Source organism: Telluria sp. ZB4P37 (assembly GCF_059685855.1).
Map to the genome: position 1 here is coordinate 120,617 of NZ_JCASID010000001.1, position 22,511 is coordinate 143,127.

Genomic DNA, 22,511 nt, shown 5'->3' on the forward strand with positions numbered 1-22,511 from the left:
GCGAAATGCAATCAATCCTGAAGGAAGCGCAATGAAACTCGCCACACTCAAGACGGGCGGCCGCGACGGCACGCTGGTCGTCGTCAGCCGCGACCTGGTCACCTGCCAGGCCGTCCCGAAGATCGCCCACACGCTGCAGGCCGCGCTGGACAACTGGGATGCCGCTGCGCCGCAGCTGAAAAAAGTCTATGAGCGCCTCAACCTGGGGACCGCCGACAGGGCCGAGTCCTTCATCGAGGAAGAATGCCATTCGCCGCTGCCGCGCGCCTACCAGTGGTGCGACGGCTCGGCCTATATCAACCATGTCGAGCTGGTGCGCAAGGCGCGCAATGCCGAGGTGCCGGCATCCTTCTACAGCGATCCCCTGATGTACCAGGGCGGCGCGGACTCCTTCGTCGGCCCCTGCGACCCGATCGCCGTGCTGTCCGAAGAATGGGGCGTCGACCTCGAAGCCGAAGTGGCCGTGATCACCGGCGACGTGCCGATGGGCGCCAGCCTTGAGGAAGCCGCCGGCGCGATCCGCCTGGTCATGCTGGTCAACGACGTCTCGCTGCGCAACCTGATCCCGAACGAGCTGGCGAAGGGCTTCGGCTTCTACCAGTCGAAACCGGCCAGCGCCTTCTCGCCGGTGGCGGTCACGCCCGACGAACTGGGCGAGGCCTGGGTCGATTCCAAGCTGCACCTGCCGATCCTGGTCACGCTCAACGACCAGCCTTTCGGCCGCCCGAACGCCGGCGAAGACATGACCTTCAGCTTCGCGCGCCTGGTCGCCCACGCGGCCATGACGCGCGAACTGGCCGCGGGCAGCATCATCGGTTCGGGCACGGTGTCGAACAAGCAGGGCGGCCTGCACGGTTCCAGCATCGAGAACGGCGGCGTCGGCTACTGCTGCCTGGCCGAAGTGCGCATGTACGAAACCATCGAAGGCGGCAAGCCGCAGACGCCGTACTTGGGCTTTGGCGACACGGTGCGCATCGAGATGGCGGACGCCGCCGGCGCCAGCATCTTCGGCGCCATCGACCAGGAAGTCACTCGCTATCACCGGAAATGACAGGAGGGGGCATGAAACTCTACACTTACTTTCGCAGCTCGGCCGCGTACCGGGTCCGCATCGCGCTGGGCCTGAAGGGACTGGACTACGACGCCATACCCGTGCACCTGGTGCGCGGCGGCGGCGAGCACCTGATGGACGACTACCGCGCCGTCAACCCGAGCGCGCTGGTGCCGGCCTTCCAGGACCATGCGATCGTCTTGAGCCAGTCGATGGCGATCCTGGAATACCTGGAAGACGCGTATCCATTGGTGCCCTTGCTGCCGAAGGATGCGATCGGCCGGGCGCGCGTGCGCGAGCTGGCGCAGATCGTGGCCTGCGACATTCACCCGCTGAACAACCTGCGGGTGCTGAACTACCTGAAGCACCACCTCGGCCAGCCCGAAGAGGTGAGGAACGACTGGTACCGGCACTGGATCATCGAAGGCTTCCACTCGCTCGAAGCCCACCTGGCGCGCAACCCGTGCACGGGCAGCTTCTGCTACGGCGACAGCCCGACCATCGCCGACTGCTACCTGGTGCCGCAGGTATTCAATGCGCAGCGCTTCAATGTCGACCTGGCGGCCTACCCGACGATCGCGCGCATCAACAGCATGTGCGTGGATTTGCCGGCGTTTAAGGCTGCGCATCCGTCGCAGCAGGGGGATGCGGAATAGGGCTTTGCGTCGGCGCGCAGGTCGAAACGTCAAATCGGGTCCCCGCGAAGGCGCGCGAAGGCGGGGACCCAAGTTCATACTGCAGCCAGGAAGCCCGGCGTCAATCCGTACAACCGGCACAGACGCTTTTGAAGCCGCCCTTACGCCCGATCCGGCTCCGACGGCGACGAAATCTCATCCAGCGCCCCATCCGTATCGCCGCGCGACTTGGTCGCGATATCCCCCAGCGACACGATCCCCACCAGCTGCTTCGAATCCTGGTCGATCACCGGCACGCGGCGGATCTGCACGTCGCCCATGGTGGCCAGCACGTCTTCTACCGTCTGGTTGCTGAAGCAGGTGCGCACATCGGTGCTCATCACGTCTTCCACCTTGGTTTCGCCCGGCGCCTGGCCCACGGCCGTCGAGCGCACCGTGATGTCACGGTCGGTGATCATGCCGACCAGCTTCTTTCCGTCGCACACGGGAATGGCGCCCACATTAAGCTCGTCCATCAATTGGGCTGCGCGCTGGATGGTGTCCTGCGGCGAGATGGTTTGTACGTCGGCGGTCATGACTTCACGAATGGTTTGCATGCTATCTCCTGGATGGTTGGTCGAATGCCCCGAAACGGGCAGCAGGTTGATCATGCCCTGAATCGCCAAAAGAGGATGTTAGATTGACCACTTAACGCTCACATGTCCCTGCGCTACAATCCGCCCCTCCCCGCGACCGCTCCCTCTGCCATGCCATCCCACACGATTCCCGCCCCGATCCTCGACGCCCTGGGGCTTGCCGATGCCTCCTGGCGCCCCATCCTCGAAGCCGGCCTGCAGGCCGTCGCTGCCGCCGACCCCGCCTACCTGCGGGCGCTGGCCGTCGACGACTACCTGCCGACGGGTGGCCGCATATTCGCCGCGTTTGCCCAGCCGCTGGACAAGGTGCGCCACGTGCTGGTAGGGGAGGGCCCGTATCCGCGCGCCGAGAGCGCGACCGGGGTCTGCTTCATGGATGGCGCGGTGAACGCGCTGTGGAGCGACACCGGCCTGTCCAAGCCGGTCAACCGCGCCACCTCGCTGAGGAATTTCATGAAGATGCTGCTGGTGGCAAGCGCGCAGCTGCAGGCGGACGATACGGGCGGCAGCGCCATGGCGCCGGTGGCGCTGGCTGCGCGCAGCAATGGCGCGATCCAGACCCTGCCGCAGCTGCAGGACAACCTGACGCGCGAAGGTTTCCTGCTACTGAACGCGGCGCTGGTCTTCCGCAAGCATGTGGCGCCCGTCATCGATGCGCGGGCCTGGCTGCCTTTCCTGCAAACCGTGCTGGCAGCGCTGGCAAGCCGGCCGCAGCCCCCGACGCTCGTTCTTTGGGGAAAGATTGCGGAGCAGTTGAGGAAATTGCCGGAGACGGAGAAGTTGCCGCAGATCGTTGCAGAGCATCCCTACAACCTCTCGTTTATCCGGAATCGGGAGATGCAGGAGCTGTTCGGGCCGATGGAATTGTTGCGGCTGCGCTAGGGCTGCCTGGACGCGCGGTCGGACGACCCAAGCACCCTACGGGAATCAAGGGCTCCCAAGACAACAGAGTCAGGATTTGCTATACTTGACTAAATCGTTCAACTAATCAGGTTATTCCGCCGGCATCAACCAGAATTTGATTGTTGCAGCGCACCGATGAGTTGGAAAGAGGAAATATTTTAACATTAACCGGGGTTGTGGATGCGTTTGACCACCAAAGGCCGTTTTGCTGTTACCGCGATGATCGATCTCGCCCTGCGCCAGGGCAATGGTCCGGTCACGCTGTCGGGCATCAGCCAGCGCCAGGCCATTTCGCTGTCCTACCTGGAGCAGCTGTTCGGCAAGCTGCGCCGCCACGCCATCGTCGAGTCGATCCGTGGCCCGGGCGGCGGCTACAGCCTGGCACGCTCTGCTTCCAAGGTGACGGTGGCCGACATCATCATCGCGGTCGACGAGCCGCTCGACGCCACCCAGTGCGGCGGCAAAGAGAATTGCCATGGCGCCGACGCTGCTTCCGGCACCCGTTGCATGACCCACGAATTGTGGACCACGCTCAACGCCAAGATGGTCGACTACCTCGATTCGGTCTCGCTGCAAGACCTGGTCGACCAGCAGAAGCAAAAAGAACAAAACGTCGTGGTGCTGCACCGACCCGCCGCCGCCGTACAGAAAATTGAAACCGGAGTGAACTGATGAACGCGCCTTTGGACAAAAAAACCGAGCAGAGCTTCGTGACTGCGCCGCATTTCCCGATCTACATGGACTACTCGGCCACCACGCCGATCGATCCGCGCGTAGCCGACAAGATGATTCCTTTCCTGCGCGAGCAGTTCGGCAATCCGGCTTCGCGCAGCCACATGTACGGCTGGACCGCGGAAGCGGCGGTCGAGGAAGCGCGCGCCCACGTGGCAGCCCTGGTCGGCGCCGATCCGCGCGAGATCATCTGGACCTCCGGAGCCACCGAGTCGAACAACCTGGCGCTCAAGGGCGCGGCCCAGTTCTACAAGAGCAAGGGCAAGCACATCATCACGGTGAAAACCGAGCACAAGGCCGTGCTGGACACCGTGCGCGAGCTCGAACGCGTCGGCTTCGATGCGACCTACCTCGAGCCGCAAGATAATGGCCTGATCACCGTCGAGCAGCTGGCCGCGGCAATCCGCCCTGACACCATCCTGGTCTCGGTCATGTTGGTCAATAACGAGATCGGCGTGATCCAGCCGATCGACGAGATCGGCGAATTGTGCCGCTCGAAGGGCATCATCTTCCACTGCGACGCCGCGCAAGCGACCGGCAAGGTCCACATCGACCTGGAAAAGACCAAGTGCGACCTGATGACCTTCACGGCGCACAAGACCTATGGCCCGAAGGGAATCGGCGCCCTGTACGTGCGCCGCAAGCCGCGCGTGCGCCTGGAAGCGCAAATGCACGGCGGCGGCCATGAGCGCGGCCTGCGTTCGGGCACGCTGCCGACTCACCAGATCGCCGGCATGGGCGAAGCCTTCCGCATCGCCAGGGAAGAGATGGACACCGAGATCGTGCGCATCACCGCGCTGCGCGACCGCCTGGCCAAGGGCCTGATGGAGATCGAGGAAGCCTACATCAACGGCGACATGGCGCATCGCGTGCCGCACAACCTGAACGTCTCGTTCAACTACGTCGAGGGCGAGTCGCTGATCATGGCGATCAAGGACATCGCCGTGTCGTCCGGTTCGGCCTGCACCTCGGCCAGCCTGGAGCCATCGTATGTGCTGCGCGCCCTGGGTCGCAGCGACGAGCTGGCGCACAGCTCGATCCGCTTTACGATCGGCCGCTTCACGACCGAAGAAGACATCGACTTCACCATCAACCTGCTGAAGTCGAAGGTCGGCAAACTGCGCGAACTGTCGCCGCTGTGGGACATGTTCAAGGAAGGGATTGACCTCAATTCCATCCAATGGGCAGCCCACTAACTATCGCATTCAAGGAGCACTACCATGGCATATTCGGACAAAGTACTGGACCACTACGAGAACCCGCGCAACGTCGGCGCCTTCGACAAGGGTGACGACGCGATCGGCACCGGCATGGTCGGCGCGCCGGCCTGCGGCGACGTGATGAAGCTGCAGATCAAGGTCAACGACCAGGGCCTGATCGAGGACGCGAAGTTCAAGACCTATGGCTGCGGTTCGGCCATCGCATCGAGCTCGCTCGTGACCGAATGGGTCAAGGGCAAGTCGCTCGACGAAGCGCTGTCGATCAAGAACACCCAGATCGCCGAAGAACTGGCGCTGCCGCCGGTGAAGATCCACTGCTCGATCCTGGCAGAGGATGCGATCAAGGCCGCCGTGGCCGACTACAAAGCTAAGCACGCCGCGAAGGCGTAATCAGTTTTACAGATACTGGAGCGAAGCCCTATGGCCATCACCCTGACCGAAAAAGCCGCGAAGCACGTCAACCGTTACCTCGAACGCCGGGGCAAGGGCATCGGCTTGCGTTTTGGCGTGCGCACGACCGGCTGCTCCGGCCTGGCCTACAAGCTCGAATATGTCGATGAGATGACACTGGACGACCAGGTATTCGAGTCGCACGGCGTGAAGGTCTTCGTCGACCCGAAAAGCCTGGCCTATATCGACGGCACCGAACTGGACTTCGCGCGCGAAGGCCTGAACGAAGGCTTCCGCTTCAACAACCCGAACGTCAAGGACAACTGCGGCTGCGGCGAAAGCTTCCGCATTTAATCCATGATGCAGAACCACTTCGAGCTGTTCCAGCTGCCGGCCCGCTTCACGGTCGATGCCGATGCGCTGGACGCGGCCTACCGCGAAGTGCAGGGCCGCGTGCACCCGGACCGCTTCGTAAACGCCACCGACGCCGAGAAGCGCGTCGCGATGCAGTGGGCCACGCGCGCCAACGAGGCCTATGCAACCCTGCGCAGCCCGCAAAAGCGCGCGCAATACCTCTGCGAGCTCAATGGCGTCGATTTGCAGACCGAGTCGAACACTTCGATGCCGGCGGCCTTCCTGATGCAGCAGATGGAGTGGCGCGAGGAGCTCGACGATGCGCGCTCGTCGAAAAATGCCGGCGCTTTGGATGCGCTCGATGCGCAGGTACGCCGCGAGCGCAAGGGCATGCTGGAGCAGGTGGGCCAGCAGCTCGACGCGGGCGATTATCAGGCCGCGGCGCAGGGCGTGCGCGCGATGATGTTCCTCGATAAGTTCGGCGATGAAGTGCAGTACGCATTCGAGGCCATTGAAGCGTAGGGTGGTCGGGTCCTCCCTACCGCGCGTTCAAATATGGCATGCATCGCGTCGACGCCAACGGTGGTTGAACGCGCGGTCGGCAAAGCTGGCCACCCTACAAGAAAAACAAACAGGTAATACGACACAATGGCACTACTCCAAATCGCCGAACCCGGCATGTCCACCGCCCCGCACCAGCACCGCCTGGCGGTCGGCATCGACCTGGGCACCACCAACTCGCTCGTCGCCACCGTCCGCAGCGGCATTCCGGAAGTGCTGAGCGACGAGGACGGCCGCCAGTTGCTGCCATCGGTCGTGCGTTACCTGGCCAACGGCAATGCCAACATCGGCCACAAGGCGCAGGCGCACCAGACCACCGACCCGAAGAACACCGTGGTCTCGGTCAAGCGTTTCATGGGCCGCGGCCTGAAGGACATCGCCCACGCCGAGAACCTGCCCTATGATTTCGTCGATGGCGACCGCGAAGGCGGTCATGGCATGGTCCAGATCCGTACCGTCGCCGGGATCAAGAGCCCGGTCGAGACCTCGGCCCAGATCCTCGCCACGCTGCGCCAGCGCGCCGAAGATTCGCTCGGCGACGAGCTGGTGGGCGCGGTCATCACCGTGCCGGCCTATTTCGACGACGCCCAGCGCCAGGCCACCAAGGACGCGGCCCAGCTGGCCGGCCTGAACGTGCTGCGCCTGCTGTCGGAGCCGACCGCCGCCGCCATCGCCTATGGCCTGGACCACGCCAAGGAAGGCGTCTACGCCGTGTACGACCTGGGCGGCGGCACCTTCGACATCTCGATCCTCAAGCTCTCGAAGGGCGTGTTCGAAGTGCTGTCCACCGGCGGCGACTCGGCCCTGGGCGGCGACGACTTCGACCACCGCCTGTTCTGCTGGATCACCGAGCAGGCCAAGCTGGCGCCGCTGTCGGACCACGACACCGCGACCCTGATGGTGAAAGCGCGCCAGGCCAAGGAACTGCTGTCGACCAGCGACGAAACCGTCATCGAGGCGATCCTGAAATCGGGTGAGCTGGTACAGGTGACGATCACCGCCCAGACCTTCGCCGAGATCACCAAGCACCTGGTTGGCAAGACCATGAACGCGATCCGCAAGGCGATGCGCGACGCCGACGTGAGTGTGGAAGACGTCGACGGCGTCGTGATGGTCGGCGGCGCCACCCGCATGCCGCACGTGCGCCGCGCGGTGTCCGAGTGCTTCCACACCATCCCGCATGCGAACATCGACCCGGACAAGGTGGTGGCGCTGGGCGCCGCCATCCAGGCCAACCTGCTGGCCGGTAACCGTGCCGAGGGCGACGACTGGCTGCTGCTGGACGTAACCCCGCTGTCGCTCGGCATCGAGACCATGGGCGGCCTGGTGGAAAAAATCATCCCGCGCAACTCGACGATTCCCTGCGCGCGGGCGCAGGAATTCACCACCTTCAAGGATGGCCAGACTGCGCTGGCGGTGCACGTGGTGCAGGGCGAGCGCGAGCTGGTGTCGGACTGCCGCTCGCTGGCGCGCTTCGAGCTGCGCGGCATCCCGCCGATGGCAGCCGGCGCCGCGCGCATCCGCGTGACCTACCAGGTCGACGCCGACGGCCTGCTGTCGGTGTCGGCACGCGAGACCCGCTCGGGCGTGGAAGCCTCGATCACCGTGAAGCCGTCCTACGGCCTCGGCGACGACGAAGTGGCGCGCATGCTGCAGGACTCGTACTCTTCGGCCCAAGGCGACATGCAGATGCGCGCGCTGCGCGAAGAGCAGGTCGAGGCCGAGCGCATTTTGCTGGCGACGCAATCGGCGCTGGACACGGACGCCGATCTGCTGGGTGCTGCCGAGCAGGAAGCGCTGGCGCTGCTGGTGCAAGGCGTGCGCGATGCGGTTCAAGGCTCGAACGACACGGCGCTGGAGCCGGGCGCACGCCAGGACGCCCTGCACGCAGCCGTGCAGGCACTGGCCAAAGGCACCGAAGAATTCGCCGCCCGCCGCATGGACAAGAGCGTGCGCAAGGCGCTGGCGGGCAAGTCGCTGGACGAAGTGTAAAACGCCTGACTGGACGATAACCCAAACTATTGACCGCCACATTTCAGACCGTCATTCCCGCGCAGGCGGGAATCCAGGTTCGCCGCGTCCCGTTACCCCACGCAAAATCGGGTTCCCGCCTTCGCGGGAAGTCGTAGCCGCCAGTGAGGGGTACGACGGTTTTGAAGCTGACAATTCGGGCTGAAGATAACAATGCGGGCGGTTGCGAACATGCACGCCAGCAAACAAAATATAACGAGGTAACCCAAGTGCCACAAATCGTCATCCTCCCCCACCCAGTCCTGTGCCCGGAAGGCGCCGTGCTGGAATCCCCGGCCGGAAAATCGGTCTGCGATGTGCTGCTCGAGAACGACATCGAGATCGAACACGCCTGCGACCGCGTCTGCGCCTGCACCACCTGCCACATCATCGTGCGCGAAGGTTTCGCCTCGCTCAACGAGCAGGAAGAAAAAGAAGAAGACATGCTCGACAAGGCCTGGGGCCTGGAGCCGAATTCGCGCCTGTCCTGCCAGGCGATCGTCGCCGACGAAGACCTGGTCGTGGAAATCCCGAAGTACACCATCAATCACGCAGCCGAAAAAAACCACTGATACCGCTGGTAGCCGGGAGCCGAACATGAAGTGGACTGACGTCAGCGCCATCGCCGAATCCCTGGCCGAGAAGTATCCCGAGGTCGACCCCGCCACCGTGCGCTTCGTCGACCTTCACAACTGGGTCGTCGGCCTCGACGGCTTCGACGACGACCGCACGCGCGGCGGCGAACGCGTATTGGAAGCCATTCAGGCGGCATGGATCGATGAAGCACGCTAAACAACCCCACACCAAAGTCCCGACAGTTCCAGAACTGCCGCCGGAAGTCCGCCCAGGCCAGTCAGTCGAGCTGCTGAAGGAACTGCACATCCTCACGCGCGACGGCAAGCTGAACCAGGATAGCCGCCGCAAGCTGAAACAGGTCTACCACCTGTACAACTTCATCGAGCCGCTGCTGCGCGACGTGCAGTCCGAGAAGCAGGGTGTCGCGCTGGTCGACCATGGCGCCGGCAAGTCCTACCTCGGCTTCATCCTCTACGACCTGTTCTTCAAGGGGCTGGATGACGGCTCGCACATCTACGGCATCGAGACGCGCGAAGAGCTGGTGCGGAAGTCCAGCGAGCTGGCCGCGCGCCTGGGATTTGGCGGCATGTCCTTCCTGCCGCTGTCGGTCGCGGAGTCGACCACGTCAAACCAGCTGCCGGCCACCATCGACATCGTCACCGCGCTGCACGCCTGTAACACGGCCACCGACGACGCCATCGATTTCGCGCTCAAGAAGAAAGCCAGGCACATGGTGCTGGTGCCGTGCTGCCAGGCCGAGATCGCGACCGTCCTGCGCAAGAACAAGGGCAAGGACCTGGGCCGCAGCGCGCTGACCGAGATCTGGCGCCACCCGATCCACACCCGCGAATTCGGCAGCCAGCTGACCAACGTGCTGCGCTGCCTGCAGTTGGAAAGCCACGGCTACCAGGTGACGGTGACGGAACTGGTGGGCTGGGAGCATTCGATGAAGAACGAGCTGATCGTGGCCACCTACAAGAACCTGCCGCGCCGCCGCCCGACCGAGCGCCTGCACGAAGTGCTGGCCGAGCTGGGACTGGATGAAATGAAGGCGCGTTTCTACACCTCGCAAGCTGAGACTTTGACTACGGATTGAGAACGAGATGAGCGACAAGAACAACTGGATCGACCTGCGCAGCGATACCGTCACCCAGCCATCCGCAGCGATGCTGGCGGCAATGGGGCGCGCCGAGGTCGGCGACGACGTCTACGGCGACGACCCGGCGGTGAACCGCCTGCAGGAATACGCGGCCGATCTGTTCGGCTTCGAGGCCGGCCTGTTCGCGCCCTCGGGCACGCAGACCAATTTGATCGCCTTGATGACGCACTGCGGACGCGGCGACGAATACCTGGTCGGCCAGGAAGCGCACACCTATAAATACGAAGGCGGCGGCGCCGCGGTGCTGGGCAGTATCCAGCCGCAGCCGATCGCCAACCAGCCGGACGGCAGCATCGCGTTGACGGACATCGAGGCCTATATCAAGCCCGACGACGTCCACTTCGCGCGCACCCGCCTGCTGGCGCTGGAAAACACCATCGGCGGGCGCGTGCTGCCGCGCGACTACGTGGCAGCTGCCACCAAGCTGGCCCACGACAAGGGCCTGGCCACTCACCTGGACGGTGCGCGCATCTGCAATGCGGCGGTCGGGCAGGCCATCAGCCTGCGCGCCGTCGTCGCCGGTTTCGACACCGTCTCGGTCTGCCTGTCGAAGGGCCTGGGCGCGCCGGTCGGTTCCGTGCTGCTGGGGCCTGCAAGCTTCATCGAGCAGGGCAAGCGCTGGCGCAAGATGCTCGGCGGCGGCATGCGCCAGGCCGGCGTGATCGCGGCGGCTGGCCAGTACGCGCTCGAGCATAACGTGCAGCGCCTGGCCGAAGACCACGACAATGCCGCAGCCCTGGCGCGCGGTCTGTCGGATATCGAAGCCTTGAGCGTCGGCACTGCGCAGACCAATATCTTCTGGATAAACGTCCCTGTCGCCGCTTGCGAGCCGCTGAAACAGGCTTTGACCCGCGAGCGTATCCGCGCCACGGTCGGCCCGCGCATGCGCCTGGTGACCCACCTGGACGTGTCCAGCCATGATGTCGCACGCACGGTCGACGTCTTCAAGAACTTCTTCGCCGGATGGCAGGCATGAGCGACCAATTGAAGCCTGTTGACGATGGCATCCGCCTGGCCAAGCGCGTCGCGGCGCAACTGGGCTGCTCGCGCGCCGAGGCGGAGCGCTACATCGCCGGTGGCGGTGTCAGCGTCGATGGCGAGATCGCCGAAGACCCGGCCAGCCGCGTGCTCCCGAGCCAGGACGTGCGCGTGAAACCAGGCGCCTCGGCCGAGGAAGCACCGCCCGTCACCATCCTGCTGTACAAGCCGGCAGGATCGAATTCCGGCGTCGGCGCGCGCGGCGAGCCGGCCCTGGGCTGCATCACGCCAGAGAAGCATGCCGCGCAAGGCCACGGCCAGCAGCGCTTTCTCAAGCGCCACCTGAACAAGCTCACCTTGACGACCCCGCTGGAAACCGATGCGAGCGGCCTGGTGATCTATTCGCAGGACTTCCGCGTGGTGCGCAAACTCGTGGACGACGCGGCGAAGGTGGAGCAGGAGTACATCGTCGAAGTGGCCGGCACGATCAAGGAAGGCGGCCTGGCGCTGCTCAACCACGGCCTGAAGTTCAGCGGCAAGCCGATTGCGCCGATGAAGGTGAGCTGGCAGAACGAATGTCGCTTGCGCTTCGCGCTGAAGGATGTCAAGCCGGGGCTGATCAACCACATGTGCAGCGAGGTCGGGCTGGAGATCGTCGACATGCGCCGCATCCGCATCGGGCGCGTGCCGCTGGCGGGGCTGGCGCTGGGGGAGTGGAGGTATTTGCTGGATTACGAGCGGTTCTAAAGCTCGCCACGTTTTTCGAACAAATTGGGTTCCCGCCTTCGCGGGAAGTCGTAGGCGCCAGTGGCGCGTACGACGGTTTGTAGGGTAGTGGTAGAACAGTGCTGCCTGGGTTCTTACCCTTACCCCTTGATCCGTCATCCCCGCGAAGGCGGGGATCGAATTTCGTCGCGTTACGCGAACCTTTTTATTTCCGCACCACCTTCGGCAACGCAATCAACCTCGTCCCCGCCAGCCGGTCGTGCAAGAACTGCCGGTCCTTGTCCAGGAAGGCCGTCAGCGCCCACGCGGCAATCCCCGCCATCAAGGCAAACGCCACCTGCTTGCCGCGCAGCCCAAACGCCCAGCACAGCAGCAGCGCCGGCAGGAACCACCCCCAGGCAAACAGGAAGCGCAGCGCCGCCGTCTTGAACGGCACCTTGGCGTAGCCCAGCTTCACCACCTTGATGCGCCAGGTCTTCATGGCCAGGGTGTGCCCGCTCTCGGTCCAGCAGTAGATGAAATAGGCCGCCGTCACCAACAGCACGAACAGGTTGCGCCCCTGCTCGGCCACCGGATGCTGGCTGTTGAGGGTCACCAGCAGGTAGAGCGCCACGGCCAGGATCTGGACCGCCAGCAGCAGGAAGAATTCATACAGCATGGAAAAGATGCGGCGGCGGATGGTCGGCGTGGCGACGATGACAGGGCTAGTTGCTTGCATTCGGTGAGGACGGGGCGGCGGAAGAAGGAGTCGCGGGTGCAGGCGCCGGCGCGGCGGCAGGCGGCATCGATGTGGTCACGGTCGGAACGGTGGCCGGGCCCGGCGCCGCGGAAGGCGCGGGGGCGGTGGGCAGGATACAGGCGGTGCCGCGGCGCATGGCGCCCGGCGGGCAGGGAGTCGGCATCTCGATGACCGGCGCCTGCGGCACGGCGGGCGCGCCCTGCGGACGGGGCGTGCCGGATCGCGCGAGCTTGCGCCGTTCTTCGGGAGAGAGCTGCTTGTAGCTTTCCCAGTTGGCGGCTTTTTCACCAGGCGCGAGCCTGCGGGTCTTGCTGTAGTTTTCGCGCGCGAGGTTGCGCTGGGCCGGGGTCAGGCGCATCCACTGGCGCATGCGCTCGTGCACGCGGCCTTGCTCGGCCGGGTTCATCGAGGCGAAGCGGTGCGAGAGCTCGAGCCAGCGGCGCTTGCGCATGCCGTCCATGCCGTCCCATTCCGCGTGCAGCGGCTTGAGCGCGGCCTGCTGGCTGCGCGTAAGTTCGCGCCAGAGCGGTTTGTCGAGGGTCTTGGCGGCTGGCTTGGCGCCGGCGGAGGTGGTTGCAGGGGTGCCGGCGCCGCGCGCGGCGGGCGCCGTCGATTCGGACCGGTTGTATATCGCCCAGGTCGCGGCCCCGGCAATCAAGACCGCTGCCGCAGTTGCAACAACGGCGATGCGAGGCTGTCGAGCGGACTTCGTCATTGCTGGCGCTGTTGCGACTCCATGTAGGCATTGAAGCCCTGGTCGAGGTAGGCCGTCAGGGGCAGCTCGTCGGCCAGCACGGCGGCGTCGATCTCGGCCATGGCGGCTACGCGCTGCTGCTGCTCGTACTGGTAGACGCCGCCCATGCCGAAGACCAGCGCCAGCATCGGCGCCGCCACCGCCAGTCGCGCCAGCGCCGGACCGGTGAAGAGGGCATGGATGTCGAACAGCGGCCACCTGGCCTGGCGCGTCGCTACCTTCGGCGCATCGGCCTTCTTGCGCGACAGTGCACGCGCACGCGCGGCAGCCAGGCGCTCACCGGTTGCAGCCGGCAGCGCGTCGAGGTTCTCGTTCAGGGCATGGCGTATCTTGTACGCCAGATTGATGTCGTCCGTGTTCATAGCTTGATTCCCTTGGCCTTGAGCGCCGCGGCGAGAGCGTGATTAGCGCGGGAGCAGTGCGTCTTGACGCTCCCCTCGGAACAACCCATCGCTTCGGCCGTCTCGGCCACGTCCATATCCTGCCAGTAACGCATGAGGAAGGCTTCCCGTTGACGCGTCGGGAGCTTTTCTACTTCTTGTTCGATGATGCGCAAGGTTTGTGCGCGCTCAAACTGGTCCGCGCTCGACTCGGCGGCGGCAGTTCCAGCCTCGGCTTCATAGGAGGACAGTATATCAAACTCCTCGTCGTCACCTTCCGGTCGGCTAAAGCCCGAGAACAAACTGACCCAGGTATTGCGCACCTTTTCACGGCGGAAGTAGTCGAGGATGGTGGTCTGCAAAATACGCTGGAACAGCATCGGCAGCTCGGCCGCCGGCTTGTCGCCGTATTTCTCGGCCAGCTTGATCATCGCGTCCTGCACGATGTCGAGCGCCGACTCGTCCTTGCGTACCGCATAGACCGCCTGCTTGAACGCGCGCCGTTCGACATTCTCGAGGAAGTCGTTGAGTTCTTTATCTGTGGCCATGCGTCGTGAAAGGGGCGGTCAAGCGGATGCCGTGAGGAAAACTCACGAATCCTAGCAAAAAACCAAGTCCGATGCACCGAATTCGCACAGCAGGGCGCAGCGGGAAGTGTCCGGGATGGCAAAACTGCATGAAGTTTCGCTGATAAGGTGTGCGCCGGCCTGGCCGCGGTCATGCTCATCGGCGGGCTAGTACCAGTTCCGGAACGAGAAAAACTGCAGTGCACCGATCTGGATAGGCTTGTCTGTTTAGGCTGGGTATTGTCGTTCCGGGGTCCGACATTGGCGCCGCCCACCCTGCGAATGTATCCTGAAACGACAGGCATTCGCTCCCTGCAATCGCCCTGTCTTGGACCGCAATAATTATTTTTCTTGAAGTCTTGACCAAAATGGTGCAACGCAGTAATGTGATTGGACGCTTTGCACCCCCGAAGCTCTCCGGTCATCCGGTCAGGCACATAAGGCCTTGTTCGGTTTGACGCGCTTTCATTTGTAGGCAGTTTGCTCCGACCCGCGCCAAAAGCGCGAGAGATGCGATTGACCGCCACAGACACTCAAGCCGAACGAGTTGCGCCCAGCGCCCGTGCGTAAGGACCCTACGGCGTCCTGAACCACAGACGTGACCGCAGAGAGAAGGGACGCATGAGCACTGTTGCGCGTTGACGCGTTTCGTTAGGAACGGGCATCCGATCAAAACACCCTCTGGGTCTTGAAAGGAATGACATGAATAACGAAGCATCAGTCCCCATCACGGGCGCTGAAATAGTGGTGCGTTGTCTCGCGGAAGAGGGCGTCAAGCACGTCTTCGGTTATCCCGGCGGGGCTGTCCTCTACATCTACGACGCCATTTTCAAGCAGGATAAATTCCAGCACGTCCTCGTCCGCCACGAACAGGCCGCGGTGCATGCCGCCGACGCCTATTCGCGCAGCTCGAACACCGTGGGCGTCGCCCTGGTCACCTCGGGTCCCGGCGTGACCAATGCCGTCACCGGCCTGTCCACGGCCTACATGGATTCGATTCCGATGGTCGTCATTACCGGCCAGGTGCCGAGCCATGCGATCGGCCAGGACGCCTTCCAGGAATGCGATACCGTCGGCATCACCCGCCCGGTGGTCAAGCACAACTTCCTGGTCAAGGACGTCAAGGACCTGGCCACCACCATCAAGAAAGCCTTCTTCATCGCCCGCACCGGCCGTCCCGGTCCCGTGCTGGTCGATATCCCGAAGGACATCAGCATGCACAAGTGCGTGTACGACTATCCTCGCGAGATCGAGATGCGGTCGTACAAGCCGGTCGACAAGGGCCATGCGGGCCAGATCCGCAAGGCCGTGCAGCTGCTGCTGCAGGCCGAGCGCCCGATGATCTACGCGGGCGGCGGCGTGATCCTGGCGAACGCCTCGGATGAACTGAACCGCATGGTCGACAAGCTCGGCTTCCCGGTGACGAACACGCTGATGGGCCTGGGCGGCTCGCGCGCGAGCAGCCCGCACTATGTCGGCATGCCGGGCATGCACGGCACCTATGAAGCGAACATGGCGATGCAGAACTGCGACGTCCTGATCGCGATCGGCGCCCGTTTCGACGACCGCGTCATCGGCAACCCCAAGCACTTCGCCTCGCACCCGCGCAAGATCATCCACATCGACATCGATCCGTCGTCGATTTCCAAGCGCGTCAAGGTGGACATCCCGATCGTCGGCAACGTCAAGGACGTGCTGGTCGAACTGCTGGCGCAGCTAGACGCCAATGCCGCATCGCCAAATACCAACGCGCTGCAGGGCTGGTGGAAGCAGATCGCCGAATGGCGCGGCAAGGATTGCCTGGCGTATGCGCCATCCGATGAGCTGATCAAGCCGCAGTCGGTGATCGAACAGCTGCACCGGGTGACGAACGGCGACGCCTTCATCACCTCGGACGTCGGCCAGCACCAGATGTGGGCCGCGCAGTATTACGGCTTCGACAAGCCGCGCCGCTGGATCAATTCCGGTGGCCTGGGCACCATGGGCGTTGGCCTGCCGTATGCAATGGGCGTGCAGATGGCGAACCCCGGCGCAACGGTGGCCTGCGTGACCGGCGAAGGCTCGATCCAGATGTGCATCCAGGAGCTCGCGACCTGCAAGCAGTATCACCTCACGCCGAAGATCATCCTGCTGAACAACCGCTTCCTGGGTATGGTCCGCCAGTGGCAGCAGATCGACTACGGCTCGCGTTATTCCGAGTCCTACATGGATTCGCTGCCGGACTTCGAAAAGCTGGCCGAGGCATATGGCCACGTGGGCATGCGCATCGAGAAGCCGGGCGACGTCGAGGGCTCGCTGCGCGACGCCTTTGCGATGAAGGACCGCCTGGTGTTCATGAACTTCCTGACCGACCAGAGCGAGAACGTCTGGCCGATGGTGAAGGCGGGCGCAGGCTTGAGTGAAATGCTGCTCGGCTCGGAGGACCTGTAATGCGACATATCATTTCCGTCCTCCTCGAGAACGAAGCCGGCGCGCTGTCGCGCGTGGTGGGGCTGTTCTCGGCACGCGGCTACAACATCGAAACCCTGACCGTGGCGCCGACCGAAGACGCGACCCTGTCGCGCATGACCATCGTCACCAGCGGCTCGGACGACATCATCGAGCAGATCACCAAGCACCTGAACCGCCTGATCGAAGTGGTGAAAGTGGTGGACCTGACCGAGGGCGAGCACATCGAGCGCGAGCTCATGCTCATCAAGGTGCGGGCGGTCGGCAAGGAACGCGAGGAAGTCAAGCGCACCGCCGACATCTTCCGCGGCCGCATCATCGACGTGACCGAGAAGACCTACACGATCGAACTGACTGGCGCCAAGAGCAAGCTCGATGCCTTCATCGGCGCCCTCGACCGCGCCTCGATCCTGGAGACTGTCCGTACCGGCGGCTCGGGCATCGGCCGCGGCGAACGCATCCTGAAAGTCTGACTCGTTGGGTGGTCGGCTCCGCCGACCGCGCGTTCAACGAACGCAAACAACCACACACATTTAAAAACTAAGGAATCACCATGAACGTTTTCTACGACAAAGACTGCGACCTCTCCCTCATCAAAGGCAAGAACGTCGCCATCATCGGCTACGGCTCGCAGGGCCACGCCCACGCACAGAACCTGAGCGAATCGGGCGTCAACGTCACCGTCGGCCTGCGCCGCGGCGGCGCTTCGTGGAACAAGGTCGAGCAGGCAGGCCTGAAGGTCGCCGAGGTCGATGAAGCGGTCAAGGCTGCCGACATCATCATGATCCTGCTGCCGGACGAGAACATCGCCGAAGTCTACAAGCAGAACGTCGAGCCGAACGCCAGGCAGGGTGCGGTGCTGGCCTTCGCCCACGGCTTCAACGTCCACTACGGCCAGGTGGTGCCGCGCGCCGATCTGGACGTGATCATGATCGCCCCGAAAGCCCCGGGCCACACCGTGCGCAACACCTACAAGCAGGGTGGCGGCGTGCCCCACCTGATCGCCGTCTACCAGGACAAATCCGGCTCGGCGCGCGACATCGCGCTGTCATATGCGATGGCCAATGGGGGTGGGCGCGCCGGCATCATCGAGACCAACTTCCGCGAAGAGACCGAGACCGACCTGTTCGGCGAGCAGGCCGTGCTCTGCGGCGGCGCCGTCGAACTGATCAAGGCCGGCTTCGAGACCCTGACCGAAGCGGGCTACGCGCCGGAGATGGCTTACTTCGAATGCCTCCACGAGCTCAAGCTGATCGTCGACCTGATTTATGAGGGCGGCATCGCCAACATGAACTACTCGATCTCGAACAACGCGGAATACGGCGAGTACGTCACCGGACCAAAGGTCGTCACCTCGGCGACCAAGGATGCGATGCGTCAGTGCCTGAAGGACATCCAGACTGGCGAGTACGCGAAGAGCTTCATCCTCGAGAACAAGGCTGGTGCGCCGACCTTGATCTCGCGCCGTCGCTTGACGGCCGAGCATCCGATCGAAGAGGTTGGTGCGAAGCTGCGCGCGATGATGCCGTGGATTGCGAAGAACAAGCTGGTCGACCAAAGCAAGAATTGATCGAGGGCCCGTAGGATGGGCAGGTTTTCTGCCCACCCTACGGGTAGCGACAATTCGACCACTGCCTATACAAATCGAGACACCTGTTTCTCCTGCGAGTCAGTTGCAACTTTCCATTACAAAAATACGATGGAAGTTGTGAAGACAGTATCGTATAAGTGACGCGGACACCCGCAACTCACTGGAGAACAACAATGAACCTTTCCAAAACCCTCGTCGCCGCTGCGCTCGTTTTTGCCTTCCAGGCCCAGGCGCAAACCCTCGCCGCGCCATCCACCGCCGGCACGCTGGTCGTGGTGCCGGCCTTCGGCGAGGTGAAAGCTGCCAACGACCAGGCCGTGATCACCTTTGCCGTCGAAGAGCACGACAAGGACAAGAACGCCGCTGCCGCGCGCGTCAACCGCAAGATGAAGGAAGGCACCGACATCGTGCGCCGCGCCGACCCAAGGGCCGAGCTCAAGACCATGGGCTATTACACCTACCCGGTTTACCCCGAAGTGCCGCCGATGCCGCAACCGGCAACGCGTATCCCGGCCAAGCCGGTGCCGATCGCCTGGCGCGTGGGGCAGTACCTGGAAGTGACAACGAAGAACCTGGCCGACCTGCCGAAAACCGCCGCTGCAGCGCAACAAGTTCTGCAAATCAACGGCGTGAATTTCGGTCTCAGCCCGGAAACCGAAAAGAAGCTCGATGACCAGCGCATTGCCGCCACCTACCGCAACCTGAACGCGCGCATTGCCTCGATCGCCGGCGCCATGGGGCGCAACCCGGCCGAAGCCGTGCTCGATACAGTCGATTTCGAGGGTTCCGGCAACTATGCGGGCGACGCGCAGGCGGCAGGCGCACCGATGATGATGCGGATGGGCGCCAAGCGCGAAATGGCCGAGCAGATGCCGGAACCGAGTTTTGAACCAGGAGAAACGACGCTCCAGATGCGTCTGGTAGGCAAGGTCCGATTCAAGTAAAGCTTGGCGATTCGCTAACATGCTGTTTCCGCCTCTATAATGCGGTAACAGCATTACTTGACTACGGAACCTTATGCCAAATTTTCCACGACGTAGAGCACCAGGGGTAGCCCCCAAAGCGCCACGATTTTCGCGACTGAAACGCTTTGGACGCCGCAAGGACCGCATCCAGGGCGAGCGCGGCCGCGGCATCTACCTGCTGCCCAACGCGTTCACGACCGGCGCGCTGTTCTGCGGGTTCTACGCGATCGTCATGGCGATGAACCAGCGCTTCGAGCATGCCTGCTGGGCCGTGTTCATCGCGATGATCCTCGATGGCCTGGACGGACGCATCGCGCGCCTGACCAACACCCAGTCGGAATTCGGCGCCCAGTACGACTCGCTGTCGGACATGGTTTCTTTTGGGGCCGCCCCGGCACTGGTGATCTACGAGTGGTCGTTGCGCGGCCTGGGCAAGCTGGGCTGGATCGCAGCCTTCATCTATTGCGCGGGCGCCGCGCTGCGCCTGGCACGCTTCAATACCAATATCGAGGTGGTCGACAAGCGCTTCTTCCAGGGCTTGCCCAGCCCGGCGGCAGCGGCGCTGGTGGTCGGCTTCATCATGATGATGACCGACCCCGACATCAACATCAGCTCGCGCCAGGTAGACTGGGTGAGCTGGGCCATCGCCGTGTTCGCGGGCCTGACGATGGTGTCGAACGTGCCCTTCTACAGCTTCAAGGACGTGAACTTCCGCAAGTCGGTGCCCTTCATCGTGGTGTTCCTGATCGCCCTGGCCCTGGCGCTGCTGGCGATCGACCCGCCGAAAGTGCTGTGGCCGATCTTCGTGATCTACGGTTTGTCGGGCTACGCGGTGTTCATCTGGCGCTTCGCCAAGGGCAAACCGGTGAGCATCATCCCGAACGACGACGACCCGGACGACAGCGTGCGTCGCTAGGAGGCCGGGCCGTCATTGGCGGTGCGGGTGCTCATGCAAACTTGGAGGGAGCAGTGCCAGTGGCATTGCTCCCGCCTTCGCCGGTATGACGGTTTTAAGGATCGCGGTATAACAACGATGCGCCGGCTTTTATCGTTGTCCCAAAAACCGTCGTTCCGGCGAAGGCCGGAACCCAAATCCGTCGCGTAGGGACGAACACCACCTTGCACCCACGCCCAAGGCCAGCTGGCGTGCGCTGCAATAAAGCCACCCCCTCATATACTCAGGCCATCCTCATCACCGGCCCGCCTGATGCCCAAATCCGCCATCGCCGTCTTCACCGCCACGCTGTTACTGGCCGCTTTACTCTCCGCCTGCTCCCCGCTTTCCCTCGTCAACGCGGTCTCGCCCAAGGGCGAAGCCCGCACCACCACCGACCTGCGCTACGCCCCAGGCAACCGGCGCTTGCTGGACATCTACCAGCCGGCTGCCGGTAGCACGAACGCCCCCGTCATCGTCTTTTTCTACGGCGGCAACTGGGTCAGCGGCGAGCGCAAGGACTATGCCTTCGTGGGCCGCGCCCTGGCGGCGCGCGGCTTCGTGGTGGTCATTCCCGATTACCGGCTGTACCCTGAAGTGCGTTATCCGGACTTCCTCGACGACTCGGCGCAGGCCGTGGCCTGGACCCGGCGCGAGATCGCCGCGCATGGCGGCGACCCTGCAAACATCTTCCTGATGGGGCATAGTGCCGGCGCCTACAACGCGGCCATGCTGGCGCTGGACGCGCGCTGGCTGGGCAGGCAGGGGAGCACGCCGGCGGCGCTGCGCGGCTGGATCGGCCTGGCGGGCCCGTATGACTTCCTGCCGGTGACGAACCGCACCACGCGTCCGGTCTTTCTCTACCCCGACACGCCGCCCGATTCGCAGCCGGCCGGCCACGTGACCGGCAAGGCGCCGCCGGCCTTGCTGGTCGCAGCAAACACGGACAATCTCGTGAACCCTGCGCGCAATACCGGTGCACTGGCTGCGCGCCTGCGCGCCGCACACGTCCCGGTACAAGAGGTGTATTACGACGGCGTCAACCACGTCACCCTGGTCGCGTCGCTGTCGACGTCCTTGCACCGCCTGGCGCCGACGCTCGATGCGGTGGAGGCCTTCGTGCGCAGCGATGGCGGGCGCCAGCCGGGTAGCTCGAAGGCCGCAGCAGCTGGGCCTTGAGTCAAGGCCCCTGCCTGTCACGTGGGTCATACAGGGGATCCGGCCCATTCATCATCTGCCGGACGATGCCCTGGCGGTCGAAGTGCACGTGCATCAGTGAGTTCCACACGCCGGCTTCCTTGTAGCGGTAGGACCAGACTTCGTAATCGCGCATCGCCACGCGCGAGACCTCGGCCGGCCGGCCGAAAGTGCGCAGCATGTCGTCCCTGGTCGCCGCATCGACCTTCACGGTGGCGAACTTCTCGCTGGTCAGGACCTGCTCGTAGGCGCCGAGGCGCCCGTCGGGGCCTATGCGCGCCATGAAGGTCTGCTGGCCCATCGGCCCGGTCGCGTACTCGAAAACCTGGTCGGCCCCATCGCGGTAGACCGCCGTCGGCGTTCCCATCTTTTGCTGCACGACGGCCACCGGGTCGCCCGGGCTGGGCGCCTGCCGGATCATGCCGGCGCAGCCGCCCAGCAAAACGAGGGCGGCGAGTGTTGTAATCTTGACTAATGATTTCATCGAATCCTCCGTCAAACGGTCCATCAACCCCATGATGCGCCATTCCACCGCTGCAAATAGTGGCCGCACGGCCGGTTTTCCCCTATACTGGCGGGTCTGCCCGTTTTGGGCAGGCAATTCGACAATCACGGTGCGCTGGGTTTCGACTCATGCACCGCATGTGAAAGGTAACATCATGTCCGTAGAACACATCAACAAAGCCGCGATCATCGCGGACAACGCACGTGGCCAGAACGATACCGGCTCGCCGGAAGTCCAGGTCGCACTGCTGACCGCACGCATCAACGAACTGAACGGCCACTTCAAGGCACACCAGAAGGATCACCACTCGCGTCGTGGCCTGATCATGATGGTCAACCGCCGCAAGAGCCTTCTGTCCTACCTGAAAAGCAAGGACGCAACCCGTTACCGCGACCTGATCGCCAAACTCGGCCTGCGTAAGTAATCGCTTGGGTCTGACGATTTAGTCAGGAAATGCCTGCGCCAGCTAGCTGTCGCGGGCATTTTTTGTTTTAGTAGTGTG

The 22,511-nt window shown here is 63.6% G+C and carries 27 protein-coding genes; 21 read left to right on the forward strand and 6 right to left on the reverse strand.

Translation table 11 applies throughout. The features are described from left to right. The first annotated feature begins 31 nt into the window (after positions 1–31). A complete protein-coding gene (locus tag AC56K1_RS00610) occupies positions 32–1,051 on the forward strand; it encodes a fumarylacetoacetate hydrolase family protein (RefSeq protein WP_497155924.1) in 1,020 nt (339 codons plus the stop codon). A gap of 11 nt (positions 1,052–1,062) precedes the next feature. Next, positions 1,063–1,707, forward strand: a complete 645-nt coding sequence (maiA, locus tag AC56K1_RS00615; protein WP_497155925.1) for a maleylacetoacetate isomerase — start codon at positions 1,063–1,065, stop codon at positions 1,705–1,707. Positions 1,708–1,847: 140 nt separating this feature from the next. On the opposite strand, the gene AC56K1_RS00620 is transcribed toward maiA, so the two are convergent. Continuing rightward, positions 1,848–2,282: a CBS domain-containing protein gene (locus AC56K1_RS00620; protein ID WP_497155926.1), complete on the reverse strand. Its 435-nt coding sequence runs from the start codon at positions 2,280–2,282 to the stop codon at positions 1,848–1,850. A gap of 150 nt (positions 2,283–2,432) precedes the next feature. On the opposite strand from AC56K1_RS00620, the gene AC56K1_RS00625 reads away from it, so the two are divergent. The 12 genes from AC56K1_RS00625 (at position 2,433) to AC56K1_RS00680 (ending at position 11,951) form a co-directional block, all read left to right on the forward strand. After that, entirely contained in the window at positions 2,433–3,203 is a 771-nt protein-coding gene (locus AC56K1_RS00625) for a uracil-DNA glycosylase family protein (protein WP_497155927.1), read from the forward strand. A gap of 201 nt (positions 3,204–3,404) precedes the next feature. Then, entirely contained in the window at positions 3,405–3,896 is a 492-nt protein-coding gene (iscR, locus tag AC56K1_RS00630; protein WP_497130446.1) for a Fe-S cluster assembly transcriptional regulator IscR, read from the forward strand. Next, a complete protein-coding gene (locus AC56K1_RS00635; RefSeq protein ID WP_497130448.1) occupies positions 3,896–5,152 on the forward strand; it encodes an IscS subfamily cysteine desulfurase in 1,257 nt (418 codons plus the stop codon). The genes iscR and AC56K1_RS00635 overlap by 1 nt, the downstream gene beginning before the upstream one ends. A 24-nt stretch (positions 5,153–5,176) precedes the next feature. Beyond that, positions 5,177–5,566 carry a Fe-S cluster assembly scaffold IscU gene (gene iscU, locus AC56K1_RS00640; RefSeq protein WP_497155928.1) on the forward strand — a complete coding sequence of 130 codons (390 nt, stop codon included), beginning with the start codon at positions 5,177–5,179 and terminating at the stop codon, positions 5,564–5,566. Positions 5,567–5,596: 30 nt separating this feature from the next. Continuing rightward, positions 5,597–5,920, forward strand: a complete 324-nt coding sequence (iscA, locus tag AC56K1_RS00645; protein ID WP_171081410.1) for an iron-sulfur cluster assembly protein IscA — start codon at positions 5,597–5,599, stop codon at positions 5,918–5,920. A gap of 6 nt (positions 5,921–5,926) precedes the next feature. Continuing rightward, positions 5,927–6,442, forward strand: coding sequence for a Fe-S protein assembly co-chaperone HscB (gene hscB / locus AC56K1_RS00650; protein WP_497156622.1), 516 nt, complete (start codon positions 5,927–5,929; stop codon positions 6,440–6,442). A gap of 126 nt (positions 6,443–6,568) precedes the next feature. Beyond that, positions 6,569–8,473 carry a Fe-S protein assembly chaperone HscA gene (hscA, locus tag AC56K1_RS00655; RefSeq protein WP_497155929.1) on the forward strand — a complete coding sequence of 635 codons (1,905 nt, stop codon included), beginning with the start codon at positions 6,569–6,571 and terminating at the stop codon, positions 8,471–8,473. Between the two features lie 248 nt (positions 8,474–8,721). After that, positions 8,722–9,063, forward strand: coding sequence for an ISC system 2Fe-2S type ferredoxin (fdx, locus tag AC56K1_RS00660; RefSeq protein ID WP_489873244.1), 342 nt, complete (start codon positions 8,722–8,724; stop codon positions 9,061–9,063). 25 nt (positions 9,064–9,088) lie between these two features. Beyond that, the gene (gene iscX, locus AC56K1_RS00665) at positions 9,089–9,283 is read left to right on the forward strand and encodes a Fe-S cluster assembly protein IscX (protein ID WP_497155930.1); all 195 of its coding nucleotides are present in this window, start codon (positions 9,089–9,091) and stop codon (positions 9,281–9,283) included. Next, entirely contained in the window at positions 9,270–10,163 is an 894-nt protein-coding gene (locus AC56K1_RS00670) for a class I SAM-dependent methyltransferase (RefSeq protein ID WP_497155931.1), read from the forward strand. Before iscX ends, AC56K1_RS00670 begins: the two co-directional genes overlap by 14 nt. Before the next feature lie 7 nt (positions 10,164–10,170). After that, on the forward strand, positions 10,171–11,202 hold the full coding sequence (gene ltaE / locus AC56K1_RS00675; protein ID WP_497155932.1) for a low-specificity L-threonine aldolase: 1,032 nt from the start codon (positions 10,171–10,173) through the stop codon (positions 11,200–11,202). After that, a complete protein-coding gene (locus AC56K1_RS00680) occupies positions 11,199–11,951 on the forward strand; it encodes an rRNA pseudouridine synthase (RefSeq protein WP_497155933.1) in 753 nt (250 codons plus the stop codon). Before ltaE ends, AC56K1_RS00680 begins: the two co-directional genes overlap by 4 nt. Before the next feature lie 184 nt (positions 11,952–12,135). Here AC56K1_RS00680 and AC56K1_RS00685 read toward each other — a convergent pair whose 3' ends face one another. From AC56K1_RS00685 to AC56K1_RS00700, 4 genes are read right to left on the reverse strand one after another with little or no spacing between them, the layout of a single operon-like run. Continuing rightward, on the reverse strand, positions 12,136–12,648 hold the full coding sequence (locus tag AC56K1_RS00685) for an RDD family protein (protein WP_497155934.1): 513 nt from the start codon (positions 12,646–12,648) through the stop codon (positions 12,136–12,138). Beyond that, a complete protein-coding gene (locus AC56K1_RS00690) occupies positions 12,635–13,384 on the reverse strand; it encodes a DUF3106 domain-containing protein (RefSeq protein ID WP_497155935.1) in 750 nt (249 codons plus the stop codon). The genes AC56K1_RS00685 and AC56K1_RS00690 overlap by 14 nt, the downstream gene beginning before the upstream one ends. Beyond that, positions 13,381–13,785, reverse strand: a complete 405-nt coding sequence (locus tag AC56K1_RS00695) for a DUF3619 family protein (RefSeq protein ID WP_497155936.1) — start codon at positions 13,783–13,785, stop codon at positions 13,381–13,383. Before AC56K1_RS00695 ends, AC56K1_RS00690 begins: the two co-directional genes overlap by 4 nt. Further along, positions 13,782–14,351: an RNA polymerase sigma factor gene (locus AC56K1_RS00700; RefSeq protein ID WP_497155937.1), complete on the reverse strand. Its 570-nt coding sequence runs from the start codon at positions 14,349–14,351 to the stop codon at positions 13,782–13,784. The genes AC56K1_RS00695 and AC56K1_RS00700 overlap by 4 nt, the downstream gene beginning before the upstream one ends. A 720-nt stretch (positions 14,352–15,071) precedes the next feature. Between AC56K1_RS00700 and AC56K1_RS00705 the strand changes: the two genes are divergently transcribed. The 6 genes from AC56K1_RS00705 to AC56K1_RS00730 all read left to right on the forward strand — a co-directional run bounded on the left by AC56K1_RS00705 (position 15,072) and on the right by AC56K1_RS00730 (position 21,486). After that, on the forward strand, positions 15,072–16,799 hold the full coding sequence (locus AC56K1_RS00705; protein ID WP_497155938.1) for an acetolactate synthase 3 catalytic subunit: 1,728 nt from the start codon (positions 15,072–15,074) through the stop codon (positions 16,797–16,799). Next, positions 16,799–17,290: an acetolactate synthase small subunit gene (ilvN, locus tag AC56K1_RS00710; RefSeq protein WP_171081384.1), complete on the forward strand. Its 492-nt coding sequence runs from the start codon at positions 16,799–16,801 to the stop codon at positions 17,288–17,290. Before AC56K1_RS00705 ends, ilvN begins: the two co-directional genes overlap by 1 nt. 80 nt (positions 17,291–17,370) lie before the next feature. Beyond that, complete coding sequence (ilvC, locus tag AC56K1_RS00715; RefSeq protein ID WP_497155939.1) at positions 17,371–18,387, forward strand: ketol-acid reductoisomerase; 1,017 nt, start codon at positions 17,371–17,373, stop codon at positions 18,385–18,387. A gap of 194 nt (positions 18,388–18,581) precedes the next feature. Continuing rightward, positions 18,582–19,352 (forward strand): SIMPL domain-containing protein, encoded by a 771-nt coding sequence (locus tag AC56K1_RS00720; RefSeq protein WP_497155940.1) that lies wholly within the window; start codon positions 18,582–18,584, stop codon positions 19,350–19,352. Positions 19,353–19,425: 73 nt separating this feature from the next. Further along, positions 19,426–20,289 carry a CDP-diacylglycerol--serine O-phosphatidyltransferase gene (gene pssA / locus AC56K1_RS00725; RefSeq protein WP_497155941.1) on the forward strand — a complete coding sequence of 288 codons (864 nt, stop codon included), beginning with the start codon at positions 19,426–19,428 and terminating at the stop codon, positions 20,287–20,289. A 291-nt stretch (positions 20,290–20,580) separates the two neighbouring features. Continuing rightward, positions 20,581–21,486 carry an alpha/beta hydrolase gene (locus tag AC56K1_RS00730; protein ID WP_497155942.1) on the forward strand — a complete coding sequence of 302 codons (906 nt, stop codon included), beginning with the start codon at positions 20,581–20,583 and terminating at the stop codon, positions 21,484–21,486. 1 nt (position 21,487) lies between these two features. Here AC56K1_RS00730 and AC56K1_RS00735 read toward each other — a convergent pair whose 3' ends face one another. Next, on the reverse strand, positions 21,488–21,988 hold the full coding sequence (locus AC56K1_RS00735) for a hypothetical protein (protein WP_497155943.1): 501 nt from the start codon (positions 21,986–21,988) through the stop codon (positions 21,488–21,490). 175 nt (positions 21,989–22,163) lie between these two features. On the opposite strand from AC56K1_RS00735, the gene rpsO reads away from it, so the two are divergent. Then, complete coding sequence (rpsO, locus tag AC56K1_RS00740) at positions 22,164–22,433, forward strand: 30S ribosomal protein S15 (protein WP_171081371.1); 270 nt, start codon at positions 22,164–22,166, stop codon at positions 22,431–22,433. Positions 22,434–22,511 lie beyond the last annotated feature (78 nt).

Excerpts from the sequence above, each read along its gene's own strand:
- AC56K1_RS00695 (WP_497155936.1), bottom strand. The coding sequence starts at position 13,785 with ATGAACACGGACGACATCAATCTGGCGTACAAGATACGCCATGCCCTG.
- AC56K1_RS00635 (WP_497130448.1), top strand. The coding sequence starts at position 3,896 with ATGAACGCGCCTTTGGACAAAAAAACCGAGCAGAGCTTCGTGACTGCG.
- iscA (WP_171081410.1), top strand. The coding sequence starts at position 5,597 with ATGGCCATCACCCTGACCGAAAAAGCCGCGAAGCACGTCAACCGTTAC.
- AC56K1_RS00620 (WP_497155926.1), bottom strand. The coding sequence starts at position 2,282 with ATGCAAACCATTCGTGAAGTCATGACCGCCGACGTACAAACCATCTCG.
- rpsO (WP_171081371.1), top strand. The coding sequence starts at position 22,164 with ATGTCCGTAGAACACATCAACAAAGCCGCGATCATCGCGGACAACGCA.
- ilvC (WP_497155939.1), top strand. The coding sequence starts at position 17,371 with ATGAACGTTTTCTACGACAAAGACTGCGACCTCTCCCTCATCAAAGGC.
- AC56K1_RS00625 (WP_497155927.1), top strand. The coding sequence starts at position 2,433 with ATGCCATCCCACACGATTCCCGCCCCGATCCTCGACGCCCTGGGGCTT.
- AC56K1_RS00720 (WP_497155940.1), top strand. The coding sequence starts at position 18,582 with ATGAACCTTTCCAAAACCCTCGTCGCCGCTGCGCTCGTTTTTGCCTTC.
- hscB (WP_497156622.1), top strand. The coding sequence starts at position 5,927 with ATGCAGAACCACTTCGAGCTGTTCCAGCTGCCGGCCCGCTTCACGGTC.
- AC56K1_RS00700 (WP_497155937.1), bottom strand. The coding sequence starts at position 14,351 with ATGGCCACAGATAAAGAACTCAACGACTTCCTCGAGAATGTCGAACGG.
- hscA (WP_497155929.1), top strand. The coding sequence starts at position 6,569 with ATGGCACTACTCCAAATCGCCGAACCCGGCATGTCCACCGCCCCGCAC.
- iscU (WP_497155928.1), top strand. The coding sequence starts at position 5,177 with ATGGCATATTCGGACAAAGTACTGGACCACTACGAGAACCCGCGCAAC.
- ltaE (WP_497155932.1), top strand. The coding sequence starts at position 10,171 with ATGAGCGACAAGAACAACTGGATCGACCTGCGCAGCGATACCGTCACC.
- AC56K1_RS00685 (WP_497155934.1), bottom strand. The coding sequence starts at position 12,648 with ATGCAAGCAACTAGCCCTGTCATCGTCGCCACGCCGACCATCCGCCGC.
- iscX (WP_497155930.1), top strand. The coding sequence starts at position 9,089 with ATGAAGTGGACTGACGTCAGCGCCATCGCCGAATCCCTGGCCGAGAAG.
- AC56K1_RS00730 (WP_497155942.1), top strand. The coding sequence starts at position 20,581 with ATGCCCAAATCCGCCATCGCCGTCTTCACCGCCACGCTGTTACTGGCC.
- iscR (WP_497130446.1), top strand. The coding sequence starts at position 3,405 with ATGCGTTTGACCACCAAAGGCCGTTTTGCTGTTACCGCGATGATCGAT.
- pssA (WP_497155941.1), top strand. The coding sequence starts at position 19,426 with ATGCCAAATTTTCCACGACGTAGAGCACCAGGGGTAGCCCCCAAAGCG.
- maiA (WP_497155925.1), top strand. The coding sequence starts at position 1,063 with ATGAAACTCTACACTTACTTTCGCAGCTCGGCCGCGTACCGGGTCCGC.
- AC56K1_RS00705 (WP_497155938.1), top strand. The coding sequence starts at position 15,072 with ATGAATAACGAAGCATCAGTCCCCATCACGGGCGCTGAAATAGTGGTG.
- AC56K1_RS00735 (WP_497155943.1), bottom strand. The coding sequence starts at position 21,988 with ATGAAATCATTAGTCAAGATTACAACACTCGCCGCCCTCGTTTTGCTG.
- AC56K1_RS00610 (WP_497155924.1), top strand. The coding sequence starts at position 32 with ATGAAACTCGCCACACTCAAGACGGGCGGCCGCGACGGCACGCTGGTC.
- AC56K1_RS00670 (WP_497155931.1), top strand. The coding sequence starts at position 9,270 with ATGAAGCACGCTAAACAACCCCACACCAAAGTCCCGACAGTTCCAGAA.
- AC56K1_RS00680 (WP_497155933.1), top strand. The coding sequence starts at position 11,199 with ATGAGCGACCAATTGAAGCCTGTTGACGATGGCATCCGCCTGGCCAAG.
- AC56K1_RS00690 (WP_497155935.1), bottom strand. The coding sequence starts at position 13,384 with ATGACGAAGTCCGCTCGACAGCCTCGCATCGCCGTTGTTGCAACTGCG.
- ilvN (WP_171081384.1), top strand. The coding sequence starts at position 16,799 with ATGCGACATATCATTTCCGTCCTCCTCGAGAACGAAGCCGGCGCGCTG.